The 16,782-nt window shown below is 62.0% G+C and carries 15 protein-coding genes; 4 read left to right on the top strand and 11 right to left on the bottom strand.

From position 1 onward, the window contains the following. Nucleotides 1–326: 326 nt before the first annotated feature. Nucleotides 327–764, bottom strand: coding sequence for an Lrp/AsnC family transcriptional regulator (locus QQ992_RS19875; RefSeq protein WP_016711747.1), 438 nt, complete (start codon nucleotides 762–764; stop codon nucleotides 327–329). A gap of 133 nt (nucleotides 765–897) precedes the next feature. Between QQ992_RS19875 and QQ992_RS19870 the strand changes: the two genes are divergently transcribed. Together QQ992_RS19870 and QQ992_RS19865 are read left to right on the top strand one after the other, a co-directional pair. Then, a complete protein-coding gene (locus QQ992_RS19870) occupies nucleotides 898–1,794 on the top strand; it encodes a DMT family transporter (RefSeq protein WP_286110792.1) in 897 nt (298 codons plus the stop codon). Between the two features lie 33 nt (nucleotides 1,795–1,827). Then, complete coding sequence (locus QQ992_RS19865; protein WP_286110791.1) at nucleotides 1,828–2,754, top strand: class I SAM-dependent methyltransferase; 927 nt, start codon at nucleotides 1,828–1,830, stop codon at nucleotides 2,752–2,754. A 124-nt stretch (nucleotides 2,755–2,878) separates the two neighbouring features. Here QQ992_RS19865 and QQ992_RS19860 read toward each other — a convergent pair whose 3' ends face one another. The 8 genes from QQ992_RS19860 to gcl all read right to left on the bottom strand — a co-directional run bounded on the left by QQ992_RS19860 (nucleotide 2,879) and on the right by gcl (nucleotide 12,336). Continuing rightward, a complete protein-coding gene (locus tag QQ992_RS19860; protein WP_119369256.1) occupies nucleotides 2,879–3,877 on the bottom strand; it encodes a sulfate ABC transporter substrate-binding protein in 999 nt (332 codons plus the stop codon). Between the two features lie 92 nt (nucleotides 3,878–3,969). Next, nucleotides 3,970–4,794 (bottom strand): ion transporter, encoded by an 825-nt coding sequence (locus QQ992_RS19855; RefSeq protein ID WP_286110790.1) that lies wholly within the window; start codon nucleotides 4,792–4,794, stop codon nucleotides 3,970–3,972. A gap of 45 nt (nucleotides 4,795–4,839) precedes the next feature. Next, on the bottom strand, nucleotides 4,840–5,712 hold the full coding sequence (locus QQ992_RS19850) for an urea transporter (RefSeq protein ID WP_286110789.1): 873 nt from the start codon (nucleotides 5,710–5,712) through the stop codon (nucleotides 4,840–4,842). A gap of 211 nt (nucleotides 5,713–5,923) precedes the next feature. Next, nucleotides 5,924–7,339, bottom strand: a complete 1,416-nt coding sequence (gene pyk, locus QQ992_RS19845) for a pyruvate kinase (protein ID WP_119369258.1) — start codon at nucleotides 7,337–7,339, stop codon at nucleotides 5,924–5,926. Continuing rightward, nucleotides 7,336–8,610, bottom strand: coding sequence for a glycerate kinase type-2 family protein (locus QQ992_RS19840; protein ID WP_119369259.1), 1,275 nt, complete (start codon nucleotides 8,608–8,610; stop codon nucleotides 7,336–7,338). The genes pyk and QQ992_RS19840 overlap by 4 nt, the downstream gene beginning before the upstream one ends. 167 nt (nucleotides 8,611–8,777) lie before the next feature. After that, a complete protein-coding gene (locus tag QQ992_RS19835) occupies nucleotides 8,778–9,671 on the bottom strand; it encodes a 2-hydroxy-3-oxopropionate reductase (protein ID WP_286110788.1) in 894 nt (297 codons plus the stop codon). Nucleotides 9,672–9,724: 53 nt separating this feature from the next. Then, nucleotides 9,725–10,507, bottom strand: a complete 783-nt coding sequence (gene hyi / locus QQ992_RS19830) for a hydroxypyruvate isomerase (RefSeq protein ID WP_016711738.1) — start codon at nucleotides 10,505–10,507, stop codon at nucleotides 9,725–9,727. Between the two features lie 53 nt (nucleotides 10,508–10,560). Further along, nucleotides 10,561–12,336: a glyoxylate carboligase gene (gene gcl, locus QQ992_RS19825; protein ID WP_286110787.1), complete on the bottom strand. Its 1,776-nt coding sequence runs from the start codon at nucleotides 12,334–12,336 to the stop codon at nucleotides 10,561–10,563. Between the two features lie 257 nt (nucleotides 12,337–12,593). Here gcl and QQ992_RS19820 point away from each other — a divergent pair, with 257 nt between their 5' ends. After that, a complete protein-coding gene (locus tag QQ992_RS19820; RefSeq protein WP_028699366.1) occupies nucleotides 12,594–13,034 on the top strand; it encodes a GlcG/HbpS family heme-binding protein in 441 nt (146 codons plus the stop codon). Between the two features lie 137 nt (nucleotides 13,035–13,171). On the opposite strand, the gene QQ992_RS19815 is transcribed toward QQ992_RS19820, so the two are convergent. Then, nucleotides 13,172–13,783 (bottom strand): TetR/AcrR family transcriptional regulator, encoded by a 612-nt coding sequence (locus QQ992_RS19815; protein ID WP_060499633.1) that lies wholly within the window; start codon nucleotides 13,781–13,783, stop codon nucleotides 13,172–13,174. A gap of 132 nt (nucleotides 13,784–13,915) precedes the next feature. On the opposite strand from QQ992_RS19815, the gene QQ992_RS19810 reads away from it, so the two are divergent. Continuing rightward, nucleotides 13,916–14,824: a DUF808 domain-containing protein gene (locus tag QQ992_RS19810; protein WP_286110786.1), complete on the top strand. Its 909-nt coding sequence runs from the start codon at nucleotides 13,916–13,918 to the stop codon at nucleotides 14,822–14,824. Here the strand turns inward: QQ992_RS19810 and QQ992_RS19805 are convergent. Then, complete coding sequence (locus QQ992_RS19805) at nucleotides 14,814–16,769, bottom strand: LTA synthase family protein (protein WP_286110785.1); 1,956 nt, start codon at nucleotides 16,767–16,769, stop codon at nucleotides 14,814–14,816. The genes QQ992_RS19810 and QQ992_RS19805 overlap by 11 nt on opposite strands. Between the last annotated feature and the right edge of the window lie 13 nt (nucleotides 16,770–16,782).

Below are 16,782 nucleotides of genomic sequence, written 5' to 3'. Positions count from 1 at the left end.
CTTGTGTATTTATGTTTTGTCGAGTTTGTATACAAAACACAAGGACACAAAAGCGAGTTCCATGCCAAGGAAAGAGCAAGCGTTAGAGGGCTATCATTTCGAATCTAGGGTTTAGAAAGATAAGTTCATGAAATTCAGGAATTATAAGTTGACCAAATAAACAGGTTTAAATTTTTAGACTGATAATTAGTTGATCAAATGGTCAAAATTAGTTGCAGGGTAGTGTGTAACGTATTGGGGCGTTACCGGAAAAATTGCACACAAAAATGGCACTTAAGGTGACATTCTTGTGTACAAAAAATAGTCAAGTTTTCCTGTGGCGCCTCTCAATCCATTGGCGGCAACCGCCGCTTCACCGGGCTTTTCTTGATGATCGCGGTGTTGGTGTCAGCCAGCACATTGATGCGGTCGAGCAGGGTGTCCAGCTGTTCCATGGAGCGCACATGCAGGCGGGCAATAAAGCAGTCCTCGCCGGTGACCTTGTCGCACTCGGTGAACTCGGGGATGGCAATGATCTGCCGCTCCACCTCCTGCAACTGCCCCGGCAGCGGGCGGATGCGCACGATGGCCTGCAACTGGTAGCCAAACGCGCGTGGGTCGACCTCCACGGTGTAGCCGCGCAGCACGCCACGCTCTTCCAGCCGGCGCAGGCGCTCGCTGACGCTGGGTGCGGACAGCCCGCTCACCTGCGCCAGGGCCTTCAGCGAGCGGCGCGAATCCTCCATCAGTGCATTGATCAAAAGTTGGTCGATAGCGTCAGTCATGGTCGCCTCAATAGGTAATTCGCGTTATTTGCCTTGATAGTAAAGGCATGTATGCCAATCTGCCTTCGTTATCCGCTGGATAGCACACCGGTATCCTTTGCATACTGTTGCCATCGTCAACGGGAGGTGTGAGATGGACAGTTCATTGCGCCGTGGCTCGCTGGAAATGATCGCTGCCATGCTGATTTCCGGGACCATCGGCTGGTTCGTGCTGGTGTCCGGCCAGCCCGTGCTTGAGGTGGTGTTCTGGCGCTGCGTGTTCGGCGCCGTGACCTTGCTGGTGATCTGCGCCGTTTTTGGCTTTCTGCGGCCGGGAGTGATCAGCCGCACGGCGTTCTTGCTGGCGGTTGCGAGTGGGGTGGCGATTGTCGGCAACTGGTTACTGTTGTTTGCCTCGTACTCGCGGGCGTCGATTGCCATTGGCACGGCGGTGTACAACGTGCAGCCGTTTCTGCTGGTGGGGCTGGCGGCGCTGTTCCTGGGCGAGAAAATCACCTTGGCCAAGGTGACCTGGCTGAGTGTCGCCTTCCTCGGCATGCTGGCCATCGTCAGTGCCCATGGCACGGGGCAGGGTGGCGGTGAGGATTACCTGCTGGGAATTGCACTGGCGTTGGGGGCGGCGTTCTTGTACGCAATCGCTGCACTGATCATCAAGCGCCTGAGTGGCACGCCGCCTCACCTGATTGCATTGATCCAGGTAACCACCGGTGTGCTGATGCTGGCACCCTGGGTCAGGCCTGGCGGGTTGCCCGGAGAAGTGCCGGCGTTGGCCAGTTTGTTGACACTGGGCATGGTGCACACCGGCCTGATGTATGTGCTGCTTTACAGTGCCATTCAGCGTCTGCCCACGGCGTTGACCGGGGCGCTGTCGTTCATCTACCCGATTGCGGCGATTCTGGTGGACTGGGTGGCGTTCGGGCATCGGCTGGCGCCGCTGCAGTGGCTGGGCGTGGGGTTGATCCTGGTGGCGGCGGCGGGGATGCAGCAGGGCTGGTGGTTCCGCTCTGCACAAGTGGCGGTCAAGGGGTAGAATGGCGGCCTTTTCATTTGTTTGCGACCCACCATGACTTCGCCGATCCACACCCTTGAGCAACACCTGCTCGCCGCGTTCGACCCTGCCCCGCAGGAAACCCGCCGACTGTTCCACGGTCGTGGCCGCTGCTGGGTGGGCCTGGAGCAAGTGACGGTCGACTGGTTGCAGGGTGTGCTGTCGGTCGCCCTGTTCCGCGAGCCACCCGAAGGCCAGCTGGCTGAACTGGAAGCCATGTTGCGTGCCTTTGCCGAACGCCCGCAGTGGTCTGGCCAGGCGATCCTCATTCAGCACCGTTACCTGCCCGACAGCCCGGGCCAGTGGCTGCTGGGCGAGCCGTGCCAGCAGCGTGAGGTGGTCGAGGATGGCCTGACCTACCTGCTGGACCTGGGCGTGCGGCAGAACAATGGCCTGTTCCTCGACATGCGCTACGGCCGGCGCTGGGTGCGCGAGCAGGCAGCCGGCAAGCGTGTCTTGAACCTGTTCGCCTACACCTGCGGTTTTTCGGTGGCGGCGATTGCCGGTGGCGCGGAGCAGGTGGTGAACCTGGACATGGCCAAGTCGGCGTTGTCCCGTGGCCGTGATAACCATCGCCTGAATGGCCACGATGCATCGCGGGTGGCTTACCTGGGGCATGAGCTGTTCAAATCGTGGGGCAAGGTGCGCAAGTACGGGCCTTATGACCTGATCATCATCGACCCGCCCACCTTCCAGCGCGGCAGCTTTGTGCTGACCCAGGATTACGCGAAGATCCTGCGGCGGTTGCCGGAGTTGCTGAATGCGGGTGGCACCGTGCTGGCGTGTGTGAACGACCCGGGGATCGGGCCGGAGTTTCTGATCGAGGGGATGGCTGAGCATGCGCCGACGTTGGCGTTTGTCGAGCGGTTGGAGAACCCGCCGGAGTTTCCCGATGTAGACCCGGCCGGGGGGCTGAAGGCTTTGGTATTCCGTCAGACCTGAGTTTGCCAGTACCGGCCCTATCGCCGGCAAGCCAGCTCCCACAGGTACTGCACAATGCCCAAACCGTGTGCAGTACCTGTGGGAGCTGGCTTGCCGGCGATAGGGCCGGACCTGCCTACATCAATTACTGACCGGTATAGATCTGGTCAAACACGCCGCCATCATTGAAGTGGGTCTTCTGCACGGTGCGCCAGTCACCAAAGGTTTTCTCCACCGACAGGAAGTCCACTTTCGGGAAACGGTCGGTGTACTTGGCCAGTACCGTCGCATCCCGTGGGCGCAGGTAGTTGTTGGCGGCGATCTCCTGGGCTTCTGGCGACCACAGGTACTTCAGGTATTCCTCGGCCACGGCCTGGGTACCCTTCTTGGCCACCACCTTGTCTACCACGCTCACAGGTGGCTCGGCCTCGGCCGACACGCTTGGGTAAACCACTTCGAACTGGTCGCGACCGAACTCGCGGGCGATCATTTCGGCTTCGTTCTCGAAGGTGACCAGCACGTCGCCGATCTGGTTGGTCATGAACGTGGTGGTGGCAGCACGGCCACCGGTATCCAGCACCGGCGCTTGCTTGAACAGTTTGCCGACAAAGTCACGGGCCTTGGCCTCGTCACCGCCTTGCTTGAGCACATAGCCCCAGGCGGACAGGTAGGTGTAGCGGCCGTTACCCGAGGTTTTCGGGTTGGGCACGATCACCTGCACACCGTCCTTCAGCAGATCGGGCCAGTCTTTCAGGGCTTTCGGGTTGCCCTTGCGCACGATGAACACGGTGGCCGAAGTGAACGGCGCGCTGTTGTTCGGCAGGCGGGTTACCCAGTTGTCCGGTACCAGCTTGCCGTTGTCGGCCAGGGCGTTGATGTCGGTGGCCATGTTCATGGTGATGACGTCGGCCGGCAAGCCATCGATCACTGCACGCGCCTGCTTGCTGGAGCCGCCGAAGGACATCTGCACGTTGACCTTCTCTTTGTGCTCGGCTTCCCAGTGCTTCTGGAAGGCCGGGTTGTAGTCCTTGTAGAAGTCGCGCATCACGTCGTAGGAAACGTTCAGCAGGGTAGGGGCGGCCTGGGCGAGGTTGCCCAAGGCCAGGCCTGCGGCGAGCAGCGAGGCGGTGAAGAGTTTTTTCACGTTGCTTCCTTGTTATGGTTCAGATGTTTGGCAGTGTGCCAGCGACTATAGCGTTTGGTTCTTGGGGCTTTAAAGACGAAATGGCTCTTTGCTTATTCGGTTTTCGGGAACAGCACATTCCCACACCGGGAACAGAAGGCGGCGCCATGCTCATGGGTTTTCTTGCTGCAGGTCGGGCAGTCATGTTGCAACTGCTCCCCGCGCATGGCATTGGCCAGTTCGGCGGTAAAGATACCGGTCGGCACGGCAATAATTGAGTAGCCCGTAATCATCACGAGCGACGACAGCACCTGCCCCAGGGGCGTCTTCGGCACGATATCGCCAAACCCCACGGTAGTGAGGGTGACGATGGCCCAGTAGATGCCTTTGGGGATGCTGGTAAAGCCATGCTCCGGTCCTTCGATCACATACATCAAGGTGCCGAACACGATTACCAGGGTCGAGACCGTGACCAGAAACACGATGATCTTCTGCTTGCTGCCGCGCAGTGCCTCCATCAGGTAATGGGCCTGCTTGAGGTACGGGCTGAGCTTGAGCACGCGGAAGATCCGCAGCATCCGGATTACCCGGATGATCAGCAGGTACTGGGCGTCGCTGTAGTACAGCGCGATGATCCCCGGCACGATCGCCAGCAAGTCGACCAGGCCGTAGAAACTGAAGGCATAGCGCAGGGGCTTGGGTGAGCAGTACAGGCGGGTGAGGTACTCGGCCAGGAAGATCGCGGTAAAGCCCCATTCGATGGCGGCGAGCAGGCCGGCGTAGCCTTGGTGTATTTCGTCGATGCTGTCGAGGATCACCGTGACCAGGCTGGCGAGGATGATCAGCAGGAGGATTTTGTCGAAGCGTCTTCCAGCCACGGTGTCGGTCTGGAAGACGATAACGAAGAGCCGTTCACGCAGGCTCGCAGGGTTGTTCATTGGCTCGGTCCACAAAAACGATGGGCTGAGCCTAGGGGTTGCGTTTCAGCTGTGCAAGCGGCTGGCATTGCGCTGTCTGGGCTGGGCCAGATGGTTGCCCGCATGCATCAGCCAGCAGGCGGCGACAAAGGGCGCAGTCAGACCTGCCACAGGCAGCAGCGTGAACACCGGTTGCAGCAGCAGGGCCAAGGCAATTGCCAGCATTGTCACCCACGGCTTTTCACCCTGCCTGCTAAAGGCCAACGCCGCCAGTGCCGCATTGAAACCATACAGGCCCAACCATGCAGCCTGCGCCTGGTCGGCCAGCAATGCCACACCGCCACCAATGGCTGAGCCGATCACGGCCCACATCGCGGCGTAAGGGTTGGCGATGAACATGCCGACCATGATCAGCAATCCGGCCAAAGGCTGATCGAGCAGGAAGATCTGGCCCACACCCCGCGCCAAAGCATACAGCGGGTCGGCTTCGACGAAGCCGCTGGGCGAAGGGCTGGTGAACAGCAGCGTGGCCCAGCCCAGCAGCACGAACGGCGCAGTGTAGGCGATCAGCAGCTTGCCGCCGCGCTTGCGCCACTGGTGGGTGATGATGCTGGACAGGCCGCCTGCAGCAATGATCAGCGGCGGCAGCATGACCGACCACGGCAGCATGGCGCTGATCAGCAGGCCAATCAGCACACCGTTGTAGCAGTACAGCCCGGCCTGGCGGTCGGCGCGGTCGTAACCACGGGCTTGGGCGGTGACCAGCCCGGCGAGGGCACCGAGCAGGGCGCCGCCGACCAGGTCGGGGGCGGTCAATAGGATGGCCAGCAGGCAGCACAAGCCACACAGGGGGTTGCGCAGCAGCAGCACCTGGCTGAAACCGTTGAGTAACGCCGTGGCCCAGTCGGGGCACGGGTTGACGAAATTTTTGGTGTACATGGGGCAGTCAGTGAGGTTGAAGGGAAGCGGTGGGCCTCTTTGGGCCTCGGGTTTTCCGCAGGTCTGATGTTTCGGTGTTCGGGGAGGGCTTTGCCCTCCAATCGCGACGCAAGGCCGCTCCTACAAATGGAGCGCGTGAGCTTGAAGGTTTCGCGGTCCTTGTAGGAGCGGCCTTGTGTCGCGAAAGGGGCGCAAAGCGCCCCCGGCATTCTCAGATCAAGGTCTCGATCCGCAGCGTGTTAGTCGATCCCGGCTTGCCGAAAGGCACACCGGCCGTGATCAACAGCGTGTCGCCACGGCTGGCCATGCCTTGCGCCTGGGCAATCTCCAGCGCAGTCGACACAACCTCGTCCACCTGGCGCAGGCGGTCGTTGACCACCGAATGCACGCCCCACGCCACGCTCAGACGGCGAGCGGTGTTCAGGTTCGGCGTCAGGTTTAGGATCGGTGCCCGTGGCCGCTCGCGCGCAGCACGCAGGGTGGAGGCGCCCGACTCGCTGTAGTTGACCAGCACCGCCACCGGCAGGATGCCGCTGATACGGCGGATGGCGCAGCTGATGGCGTCCGATACCGTGGCTTCGGCTTTTGGCCGGCCAACGTCGAGCTGGGCCTGGTAGTCCGGGCCGTTCTCCACCTGGCGGATGATCTTGCTCATCATCTGCACAGCTTCCAGCGGGTAGTCGCCCGAGGCGGTCTCGGCCGACAGCATCACCGCATCGGCACCTTCCGCTACAGCGTTGGCCACGTCGGTGACTTCGGCACGGGTCGGTGCCGGCGAGAAGCGCATGGATTCGAGCATCTGCGTGGCCACTACTACCGGCTTGCCCAGTTGGCGGCAGGTGCCGATGATGCGTTTCTGGATCTGCGGCACGCTTTCGGCGGGTACTTCCACACCCAGGTCACCACGGGCCACCATGATCGCGTCTGCCAGTTCGGCGATGGCTTGCAGCTGTTCGACGGCCGATGGTTTTTCGATCTTGGCCATCAGGTAGGCGCGGTCGCCAATCAGCTGGCGGGCTTCGACGATGTCTTCCGGGCGCTGCACGAACGACAGGGCCACCCAGTCCACGCCCAGTTCCAGGCCAAAGGCCAGGTCGCGGCGGTCTTTTTCGGTGAGCGGGGAGAGGTCGAGTACCGCTTGCGGCACGTTCACGCCCTTGCGGTCGGACAGCTCACCGCCGTTCAGCACGGTCGTGTCGATGGCGTCGGCGTGCTTGGCGGTCACCCGCAGGCGCAGGCGGCCGTCGTCCACCAGCAGGTCCATGCCCGGCTCCAGCGCGGCGATGATTTCCGGATGGGGCAGGTTGACCCGCTCGCTGTTGCCTGGCGTCGTGTCCAGGTCCAGACGCAATGACTGACCACGCTGCAGTTGCACCTTGCCTTCGGCCAGGCGGCCAACACGCAGCTTGGGCCCTTGCAGGTCCATGAGGATGCCCAGCGGGTGGTTGAGCTGCTGCTCGACTTCGCGGATCCACTGGTAGCGCAAGGCGTGGTCAGCGTGTTCGCCGTGGCTGAAGTTGAGGCGGAAGATGTTCACACCGGCTTCTACCAGCTGGCGGATGTCGTCTTTGCCTTTGATCGCAGGGCCGAGGGTGGCGAGGATCTTTACTTTTTTATCAGGCGTCATGATTGGGCAGTCTCAAGGATCAGGATGGCGCGGAAATCGTTGACGTTGGTGCGGGTTGGTTCGGTGACGATCAGCGCATCCAGCGCGGCGAAATAGCCGTAGCCGTTGTTGTTGTCCAGTTCGTCGCTGGCCGACAGGCCCAGGGCCTCGGCGCGGGCGTAGCTGCCTGGGGTCATGAACGCACCGGCGTTTTCTTCCGAGCCATCGATGCCGTCGGTATCACCGGCCAGGGCGTACACACCCGGCAGGCCTTTCAGGCTTTCGGTAAGGCTGAGCAGGAACTCGGCGTTGCGCCCGCCACGGCCATTGCCGCGCACGGTCACGGTGGTTTCGCCGCCGGACAGGATCACGCAGGGGGCTTTCAGCGGCTGGCCGTGCAGCACGATCTGCCGGGCGATACCGGCGTGCACCTTGGCCACTTCGCGCGATTCGCCTTCCAGGTCACCGAGGATCAGCGGGCTGAAGCCGGCCTGGCGGGCTTTCACGGCGGCGGCTTCAAGCGACTGCTGGGGCTTGGCGATTAGCTGGAAGTGGCTGCGGGCCAGGGCCGGGTCGTCGGCTTTGACGGTTTCGGAGGCAGGGTTGTTGAGCCAGTCGATAACGGCTTTGGGCGCTTCGATGTTGTAGCGTTTGATGATCGCCAGGGCGTCGGCTGAAGTGCTCGGGTCGGCCACGGTGGGGCCGGAGGCGATGACCGTGGCGAGGTCGCCCGGTACGTCGGAAATCGCATAGGTGTAAACGGTGGCAGGCCAGCAGGCCTTGGCCAGGCGGCCGCCTTTGATCGCCGAGAGGTGCTTGCGCACGCAGTTCATCTCGCCGATGGTGGCGCCGGATTTCAGCAGTGCCTTGTTGATCTGTTGCTTGTCGGCCAGGGTCAGGCCCTCGGCCGGCAGCGCCAGCAGGGCGGAGCCCCCGCCAGACAGCAGGAAGATGACGCGGTCGTCTTCGTTGAGGTTGCTGACCAGGTCCAGCACGCGCTTGGCTACGGCCAGGCCGGCGGCGTCGGGGACCGGGTGGGCGGCTTCGACTACTTCGATTTTCTGGCAATTGGCGCCGTGGCCGTAGCGGGTGACGACCAGGCCAGAGACTTCGCCCTGCCAGCTTTTCTCGACCACTTCGGCCATGGCGGCTGCGGCCTTGCCGGCGCCGATGACAATCACCCGGCCGCTACGGTCGGCGGGCAGGTAGGGTTCGAGGACTTGACGGGGGTGGGCGGCAGCGATGGCTGTGTCGAACAGCTCGCGGAGAATTTTTTGCGGATCGACCGACATGGCAGGCTCCCAGATTATTGTTGTTCTGCAGAATCAAAAACGCCCCTGGAACTGCCTCCGTGCAGGCCGAACCAGGGGCGGTCCCCACAGCTGCAAGCTTCAAGCTACAAGCCGCAAGCAAAAGCAGATCTGCTTTTACTTGCCGCTTGAGGCTTACAGCTTGAAGCTTATTTCTCGTCGCGGATCGAGAAGTTGGCCATGTGCTCCAGGCCTTTGATCAGCGCCGAGTGGTCCCAGTTGCCGCCGCCCAAGGCCTGGCAGGTGTTGAACACTTGCTGGGCATTGGAGGTGTTGGGCAGGTTGATGCCCAGCTCCTTGGCACCTTGCAGGGCCAGGTTCAGGTCTTTCTGGTGCAGGTTGATGCGGAAGCCCGGGTCGAAGGTGCCTTTGATCATGCGCTCGGCATGCACTTCAAGGATTTTCGACGAAGCGAAGCCGCCCATCAGGGCTTCACGTACCTTGGCCGGGTCGGCGCCGTTCTTGGCAGCGAACAGCAGGGCTTCGGCAACAGCCTGGATGTTCAGGGCAACGATGATCTGGTTGGCCACCTTGGCAGTCTGGCCGTCGCCGTTGCCACCCACGCGGGTGATGTTCTTGCCCATGGCTTCGAACAGCGGCAGAGCGCGCTCGAAGGCTTTCGGGCAGCCACCGACCATGATGCTCAGGGTCGCGGCTTTGGCACCGACTTCACCGCCGGATACCGGAGCGTCCAGGTAGGCGGCGCCGGTAGCCTTGATTTTTTCGGCGAAGGCTTTGGTGGCGGTAGGGGAGATCGAGCTCATGTCGATCACCACCTTGTTCGGGCCCACACCTTCGGCCACGCCGTTTTCACCGAACAGGACGGCTTCGACCTGCGGGGTGTCCGGGACCATGACGATGATGAATTCGGCTTCCTGGGCCACTTCCTTCGGGTTGGCCAGGGCCACTGCACCGGCGGCGATCAGCTCGGCTGGTGCGGCGTCGTGGTGGGTGGAAACGAACAGGCTGTGACCTGCTTTCTGCAGGTTCTGGGCCATGGGCTTGCCCATGATGCCGGTGCCGATGAAACCGATTTTAGCCATGACAATGTGCCTCTTTGTATTTGTTCACATCAGGCGCTGTGCGCCCGGCTCGTTCAGATTGCGTTGTGCGTTTTCAGCCAGCCCAGGCCTGCTTCGGTGGTGGTCTTGGGCTTGTATTCCGCGCCCACCCAGCCTTGGTAGCCAATGCGGTCCAGGTGCTCGAACAGGAAGCGATAGTTGATCTCGCCGGTACCTGGCTCGTGACGGCCGGGGTTGTCGGCCAGCTGGACGTGGTTGATCAGTGGCAGGTTGGCTTCCAGGGTGCGGGCCAGGTCACCTTCCATGATCTGCATGTGATAGATGTCGTACTGCAGGAACAGGTTGTCGCTGCCCACCTCGGCCTGGATTTCCAGCGCCTGTTGAGTGGTGTTCAGGTAGAAACCCGGGATGTCGCGGGTGTTGATCATTTCCATGACCAGGCGAATGCCGGCGGCTTTGAGCTTGTCGGCGGCGTAGCGCAGGTTTTCCACGAAGGTCTTGCGCACGGTGGCGCAGTCCGGGCCTTGCGGGCGGATGCCGGCCAGGGCGTTGACCTGGGTGTTGCCCAGCACCTTGGCGTACTCGATGGCCTTGTCGACACCGGCACGGAATTCTTCGATGCGGTCGGGGTGGCAGGTGATACCACGCTCACCTTTGGCCCAGTCACCGGCAGGCAGGTTGAACAGCACCTGGGTCAGGCCGTTGGCCTCCAGTTGCTGTTTGATTTCGGCAGCACTGAAGTCGTACGGGAACAGGTATTCGACACCGCTGAAACCAGCATCGGCGGCAGCCTTGAAGCGGGCCAGGAAGTCCTGTTCGGTGAACAGCATGGACAGGTTGGCAGCGAAGCGAGGCATGGGTTGTCTCCTTGCGTTGAAGGCCCCCAGGTAGGCCTGGGGGCGTCAGGCGATCAGTCCAGCAGCGAGATGGCGGTTGGCGCGTCGTTGCCGACCAGGGCCAGGTCTTCGAACTCGTTGACCGCGTTGATCTCGGTGCCCATGGAAATGTTGGTTACACGCTCGAGAATCACTTCGACCACCACCGGCACGCGGAACTCTTCGGCCATTTTCTGTGCCTTGATCAGGGCAGGGGCGATTTCTGCCGGCTCGAACACACGGATGGCCTTGCAGCCCAGGCCTTCGACCACGGCGACGTGGTCGACACCGTAGGTGGCAGCGTCGGTGGAGTTGATGTTCTCGAACGCCAGTTGTACACAGTAATCCATGTCGAAGCCACGCTGCGCCTGACGGATCAGGCCCAGGTAGGCGTTGTTCACCAGCACGTGGACGTACGGCAGGTTGAACTGCGCGCCCACGGCCAGCTCTTCGATCATGAACTGGAAGTCATAGTCACCCGACAGCGCGACAACCTTGCGCTTGGGGTCGGCTTTGACCACGCCCAGCGCGGCAGGGATGGTCCAGCCCAGCGGACCGGCCTGGCCGCAGTTGATCCAGTGGCGTGGCTTGTACACATGCAGGAACTGCGCGCCGGCAATCTGCGACAGGCCGATGGTGCTGACGTAGCAGGTGTCCTTGCCGAACACCTGGTTCATTTCTTCGTATACGCGCTGCGGCTTGACCGGCACGTTGTCGAAGTGGGTCTTGCGCTGCAGGCTGGCTTTGCGCTGCTGGCAGTCTTCCAGCCAGGCCTTGCGGCACTTCAGCTTGCCGGCGGCTTTCCACTCGCGGGCCACTTCCAGGAACACGTCCAGCGCCTTGCCTGCGTCGGAAACGATACCCAGGTCCGGGGTGAACACGCGGCCGATCTGGGTGGGTTCGATATCGACGTGCACGAACTTGCGGCCTTCGGTGTAAACGTCGACCGAACCCGTGTGGCGGTTGGCCCAGCGGTTACCGATACCGAACACCAGGTCGGATTTGAGCAGGGTGGCGTTGCCGTAGCGGTGCGAAGTCTGCAGGCCGACCATGCCGACCATTTGTGCGTGGTCGTCCGGGATGGTGCCCCAGCCCATCAGGGTCGGGATGACCGGCACGCCGGTCAGTTCGGCGAACTCGACCAGCTTGTCGCTGGCGTCGGCGTTGATGATGCCGCCACCGGCCACCAGCAGTGGGCGCTCGGCGTCATTGAGCAGGGCCAGGGCTTTTTCGGCCTGTACGCGGGTGGCGGACGGCTTGTTGATGGCCAGCGGCTCGTAGGCGTCGATGTCGAATTCGATTTCGGCCATCTGCACGTCGAACGGCAGGTCGATCAGTACCGGGCCTGGGCGGCCGGTGCGCATTTCATAGAAGGCCTTCTGGAAGGCGTAAGGCACCTGGCCTGGCTCCAGAACGGTGGTCGCCCACTTGGTCACCGGCTTGACGATGCTGGTGATGTCTACCGCCTGGAAGTCTTCCTTGTGCAGGCGAGCACGCGGGGCCTGGCCGGTGATGCAGAGAATCGGGATGGAGTCGGCCGAGGCACTGTACAGACCGGTGACCATGTCGGTGCCGGCCGGGCCGGAAGTGCCAATGCACACGCCGATGTTGCCCGGGTTGGCACGGGTGTAGCCCTCGGCCATGTGCGAGGCACCTTCGACGTGACGAGCGAGGACGTGATCGATGCCACCGACTTTCTTCAGGGCTGAGTACAACGGGTTGATGGCAGCCCCCGGGATGCCGAACGCGGTATCTACACCTTCACGGCGCATGACCAGAACGGCTGCATCGATTGCTCTCATTTTGCTCATGGTTTGTGCCTCATCTATTTTGTAATTGTATACAACTTGCGTTGCGACAGAGTGTATTCACGGCTGGCGCCTCAGGTCAATGGGTTTTCATCGGCTAAGCTGGCTTTCGCCAGAGCGCCCGTGAAAACGGTGATTTGCGCCATCGCATACGATCGTTTCAAAATATTGTATACAAAAACACATCTCGTTGTGTTCTATTTGTTCTATCGGTTTTCAACTGCCCTCAGGGCTTCTCACAACAAGAAGAGGACCTTTCCATGAACGCTTTGAACCTGAATGTTGCTGTCAGCCTGGTGAATGCCGCACTGGCGGCGGGCCGCAAGATCAACGCCGCGCCACTGACCGTGGCGGTGCTGGATGCCGGCGGGCACTTGCTGGCGCTGCAGCGCGAGGATGGCGCCAGCCTGATCCGGCCTGAGGTGGCCACGGGCAAAGCCTGGGGTGCGATTGCGCTGGGCAAGGGGTCGCGTTTGCTGGCACTGGATGCACAGCAGCGCCCGGCGTTCTTTGCCGCGCTAAACGGGATGGGTGAACGGCCGGTGGTGCCGGCGCCGGGTGGGGTGCTGATTCGTGATCAGGCTGGCAAGGTGCTGGGTGCTGTCGGGATCAGCGGGGATACGTCGGACATTGACGAACAGTGCGCGATCAGTGCGATCGAGGAGGTGGGGTTGCGGGCGGATGCAGGGGTAGCAGCGTAAGGTTCGAGATAGCCGGGGCCGCTTTGCGGCCCATCGCGACACAAGGCCGCTCCTACAGGGGATTGCTGGTTGAACGCGATCCCTTGTAGGAGCGGCCTTGTGTCGCGATGGGCTGCGAAGCAGCCCCACTGGCCCTATCAGGCCACCTCGGGCTCACAGCCCTTGAGCACCATGCGAATGATGGTCTCGGCCGCTGCGTCGTAATCGCTGTCGGCCAGCTTGGCCTTGCCGGTTACCGCAGAAATCTGCCAGTCGAAATCCGCATACGTCTGTGTCGCCGCCCAGATGCTGAACATCAGGTGGTGCGCATCCACATGGGCGATCTGCCCGCGGTCGATCCAGCGCTGGATGCACTCGATGTTGTGCCGGGCCTGTTCGTTCAGCTGCTCCACCTGGTTCGGCGACAGGTGCGGGGCGCCGTGCATGATCTCGCTGGCGAACACCTTGGAGGCGTGCGGCAGGTCACGCGAAATGCGGATCTTCGATCGAATGTATGAACTCAGCACTTCCTTCGGATCGCCGTCGGCATTGAACGGCGTCGACGCCTGCATGATTGGCGCGATGATGCTTTCCAGGACCTCGCGGTAGAGGTTGTCCTTGGACTTGAAGTAGTAATACACGTTCGGCTTGGGCAGGCCGGCCTTGGCCGCGATATCGCTGGTCTTGGTGGCGGCGAAGCCCTTGTCGGCGAATTCCTCGCTGGCCGCGCGCAGGATCAGTTCCTTGTTGCGCTCGCGAATGGTGCTCATGGTCAGGGATCTTCCTCGTGTCTGGCCACCTCTAAGAGGGATCGGGCATGGTAGCACCGGGCTCGACGGGGGCTCAAGGCAGCGGCTTTGGGCTAGAATCGATGGCACATACACATCTGGATACAGGCAAACATGGCAGGAAGCAGTCTACTGGTACTGATCGACGACATCGCCACGGTGCTCGATGACGTCTCGGTGATGACCAAAGTGGCAGCGAAAAAGACCGCAGGCGTGCTGGGCGACGACCTGGCGCTGAATGCCCAGCAGGTCACCGGTGTGCGTGCCGAGCGCGAAATCCCGGTGGTGTGGGCGGTGGCCAAGGGGTCGATGGTGAACAAGGCCATCCTGGTGCCGGCGGCGCTGTTGATCAGCGCGTTCATCCCTTGGGCGGTGACGCCGCTGCTGATGGTGGGCGGTGCCTACCTGTGCTTCGAGGGGTTCGAGAAGCTGGCACACAAGTTCTTGCACAGCAAAGAGGAGGATGAGGCTGAGCACGAAGCCCGTAAGGAGGCGGTGGCGGATGCCAATGTCGACCTGGTGGCGTTCGAGAAAACCAAGATCAAGGGCGCGGTGCGCACCGACTTCATTCTCTCGGCGGAGATCATCGCCATCACCCTGGGTACCGTGGCCGATGCGCCGCTGACCCAGCAGATCATCGTGCTGTCGGGCATTGCCATTGTCATGACCATCGGCGTTTACGGGTTGGTGGCGGGTATCGTCAAGCTTGATGACCTGGGGCTGTGGATGACCCAAAAGGCTTCGCGGCTCGCCCAGGCGGTGGGTACCGGCATACTGCGGGCGGCACCGTACATGATGAAGAGCCTGTCGGTGATCGGTACGGCGGCGATGTTTCTGGTGGGCGGCGGGATTCTGGTGCATGGCATTGCGCCCCTGCATCACGCCATCGAGGCGTTCAGCGAGGGGCGCGGTGGTGCGCTGACCGGTGCGCTGCTCAACGGTGTGGCCGGGGTGGTGGCCGGTGCCGTGGTGCTCGCGGTGGTCAGCGTGGTCTCTAAGATTTGGCGCGCCGTCAGGGGCTGACGGCCACGCCTTTTTCCTCATCGCCGGCTGCCGGCTTCCAGGCGAGTAGGCCTTTGCTGAAGTCGTTGGCCGCACTCTGGTAGTAGGCGATGGCCCTGCGTACCAATGGGGTGTCTGTGTTTGCGGTCATTTCCCGGCTGTTGCCCAATGCATCCTGATGCACACGCATGCCGCCGCGCGGGCTGAGGATCGCCAGGTCCTTACCGTCGAACAGGCCCAGGTGCTGATAGTTGCCGATCAGTACCCGTGGCGGCAGGGTGTCTTCACGCAGCAGGTCGCGGCCGAAGAAGGTCGAGGTGTAGCTGAGATTCAGCAGGCCGAGCAAGGTCGGTGCAAGGTCGATCTGGCTGGCCAGTTGCGCGTCCTCGCGCGGGGCAATCAGCTTGGGGGCGTAGATCCACAGCGGGATCTGGTAATTGTTCACCGGCAGGTCTTCGACGCCGGCGCTACCGGCGGTGTGGTCGGCCACGAACACGAACAGGGTGTTGTCGAACCAGGGCTTGCCCTTGGCTTCGCGCAGGAACTGCGCGATGGCATGGTCGGTGTACTTCACCGCGCCTTCACGGCCTTCACCCGAAGGGATGTCGATACGGCCGTCCGGGTAGGTGTAAGGGCGGTGGTTGGAGGTGGTCATCAGTTGCAGCAAGAACGGCTGCTGCTTGGCATGGTCGGCATCGGCCAGTTTGAGGGCCTGTCGGTACAGGTCTTCATCGGCCATGCCCCAGGCATTCTTGAAGCTGATTTCGCTTTCGTCCACGCTGCTCTGGTCGACGATACGGTAGCCGTTGCCGCTGAAGAAGGCGTTCATGTTGTCGAAGTAGCCACGCCCGCCATAGACAAACACGGGGTCATAGCCGACAGCAGCCAGTTGCTGGCCCAGGCTGCCGTAACCGCTTTCGCGGCCGATGCGTTTGACGATGGAGCGGCCCGGTGTTGGCGGAATCGACAGGGTGATGGCCTCCAGGCCACGGTCGGTGCGGGTACCGGTGGCGTAAAAATTGTTGAAGTACAGGCTTTCGCGGCGCAGGGCGTCCAGGTTGGGCGTGAGGTTACGCGGGTCGCCGTTGCTGCCCATGTACTTGGCGCTGAAGCTTTCGATGGTGACCAGAATGATGTTGGGCGTGCGTGGCTCGCCGCTGGCGTTGATATGGCGGCGGATATCCTCGGGCTCGCTGGCCTGGAACCGGGCGTTGGGCTCGGCCAGCTCCTGGTGCATCTGCGCACCGGCTTCACTGGCATCGAGGGTGGCGTAGAACTGGCTGTAGTCCAGTTCGTTGTTACGGAACGCGGCAAAGAACTGGTACGGGCCGTTGCTGGCCAGTTCGCGTTGGTAGGCGTTGCCGCCCTGGCCGCGGGGGAATTGCTGGTCGACCAGCAAACCGCTCAGCCCACCCAGTACAGCCAACAGCGCAATGCCGCCCAGGCGTTGGCGCAGATTGGCACCGGGGGCTGCGAGCGCCTGGCCGAGGGGTTTGCGCAAGACCAGTGCGAGCAACACGGCGACCACAGCGATACTGCCCAGCAGGGTGGGCAGTGGGTACGACTCGCGGATGTTGTCCAGCACTTCCTTGGAATAGACCAGGTAATCGACCGCGATAAAGTTGAAGCGTACCCCGAACTCGTCCCAGAACAGCCACTCGGCCACCGCGACGAACAGCATCACGAACAGGCTGACGACCAGTACGCCGCCCATCAGCCGGCGATGCAAGCGAGTGCGCCATAAGCCTGCCGGGCACACGGCCAGGTACAACCCCAGCGGCAGGGCGGCGTAGGTGAGGAAGCTCAGGTCGTACAGGGCACCACTGAAGAACAATGAGACGTAGTCGCCATGTACTTCATCCAGATGGGTGGCCAGTAATACCAGGCGAGTCAGCAGGAAGATGCCGAACCACAGTGAGCAAACTAACAGAAGATACCGCCACGGGGCGGCGAGGGACGTGCGCATTAAGTAGGCCTGT

It is taken from the genome of Pseudomonas kurunegalensis (genome assembly GCF_030291635.1).
GTDB classification, from domain to species: domain Bacteria; phylum Pseudomonadota; class Gammaproteobacteria; order Pseudomonadales; family Pseudomonadaceae; genus Aquipseudomonas; species Aquipseudomonas monteilii.
Note: the sequence above shows the minus strand (reverse complement) of the source record. Positions and strands in the feature narration are given on the sequence as shown.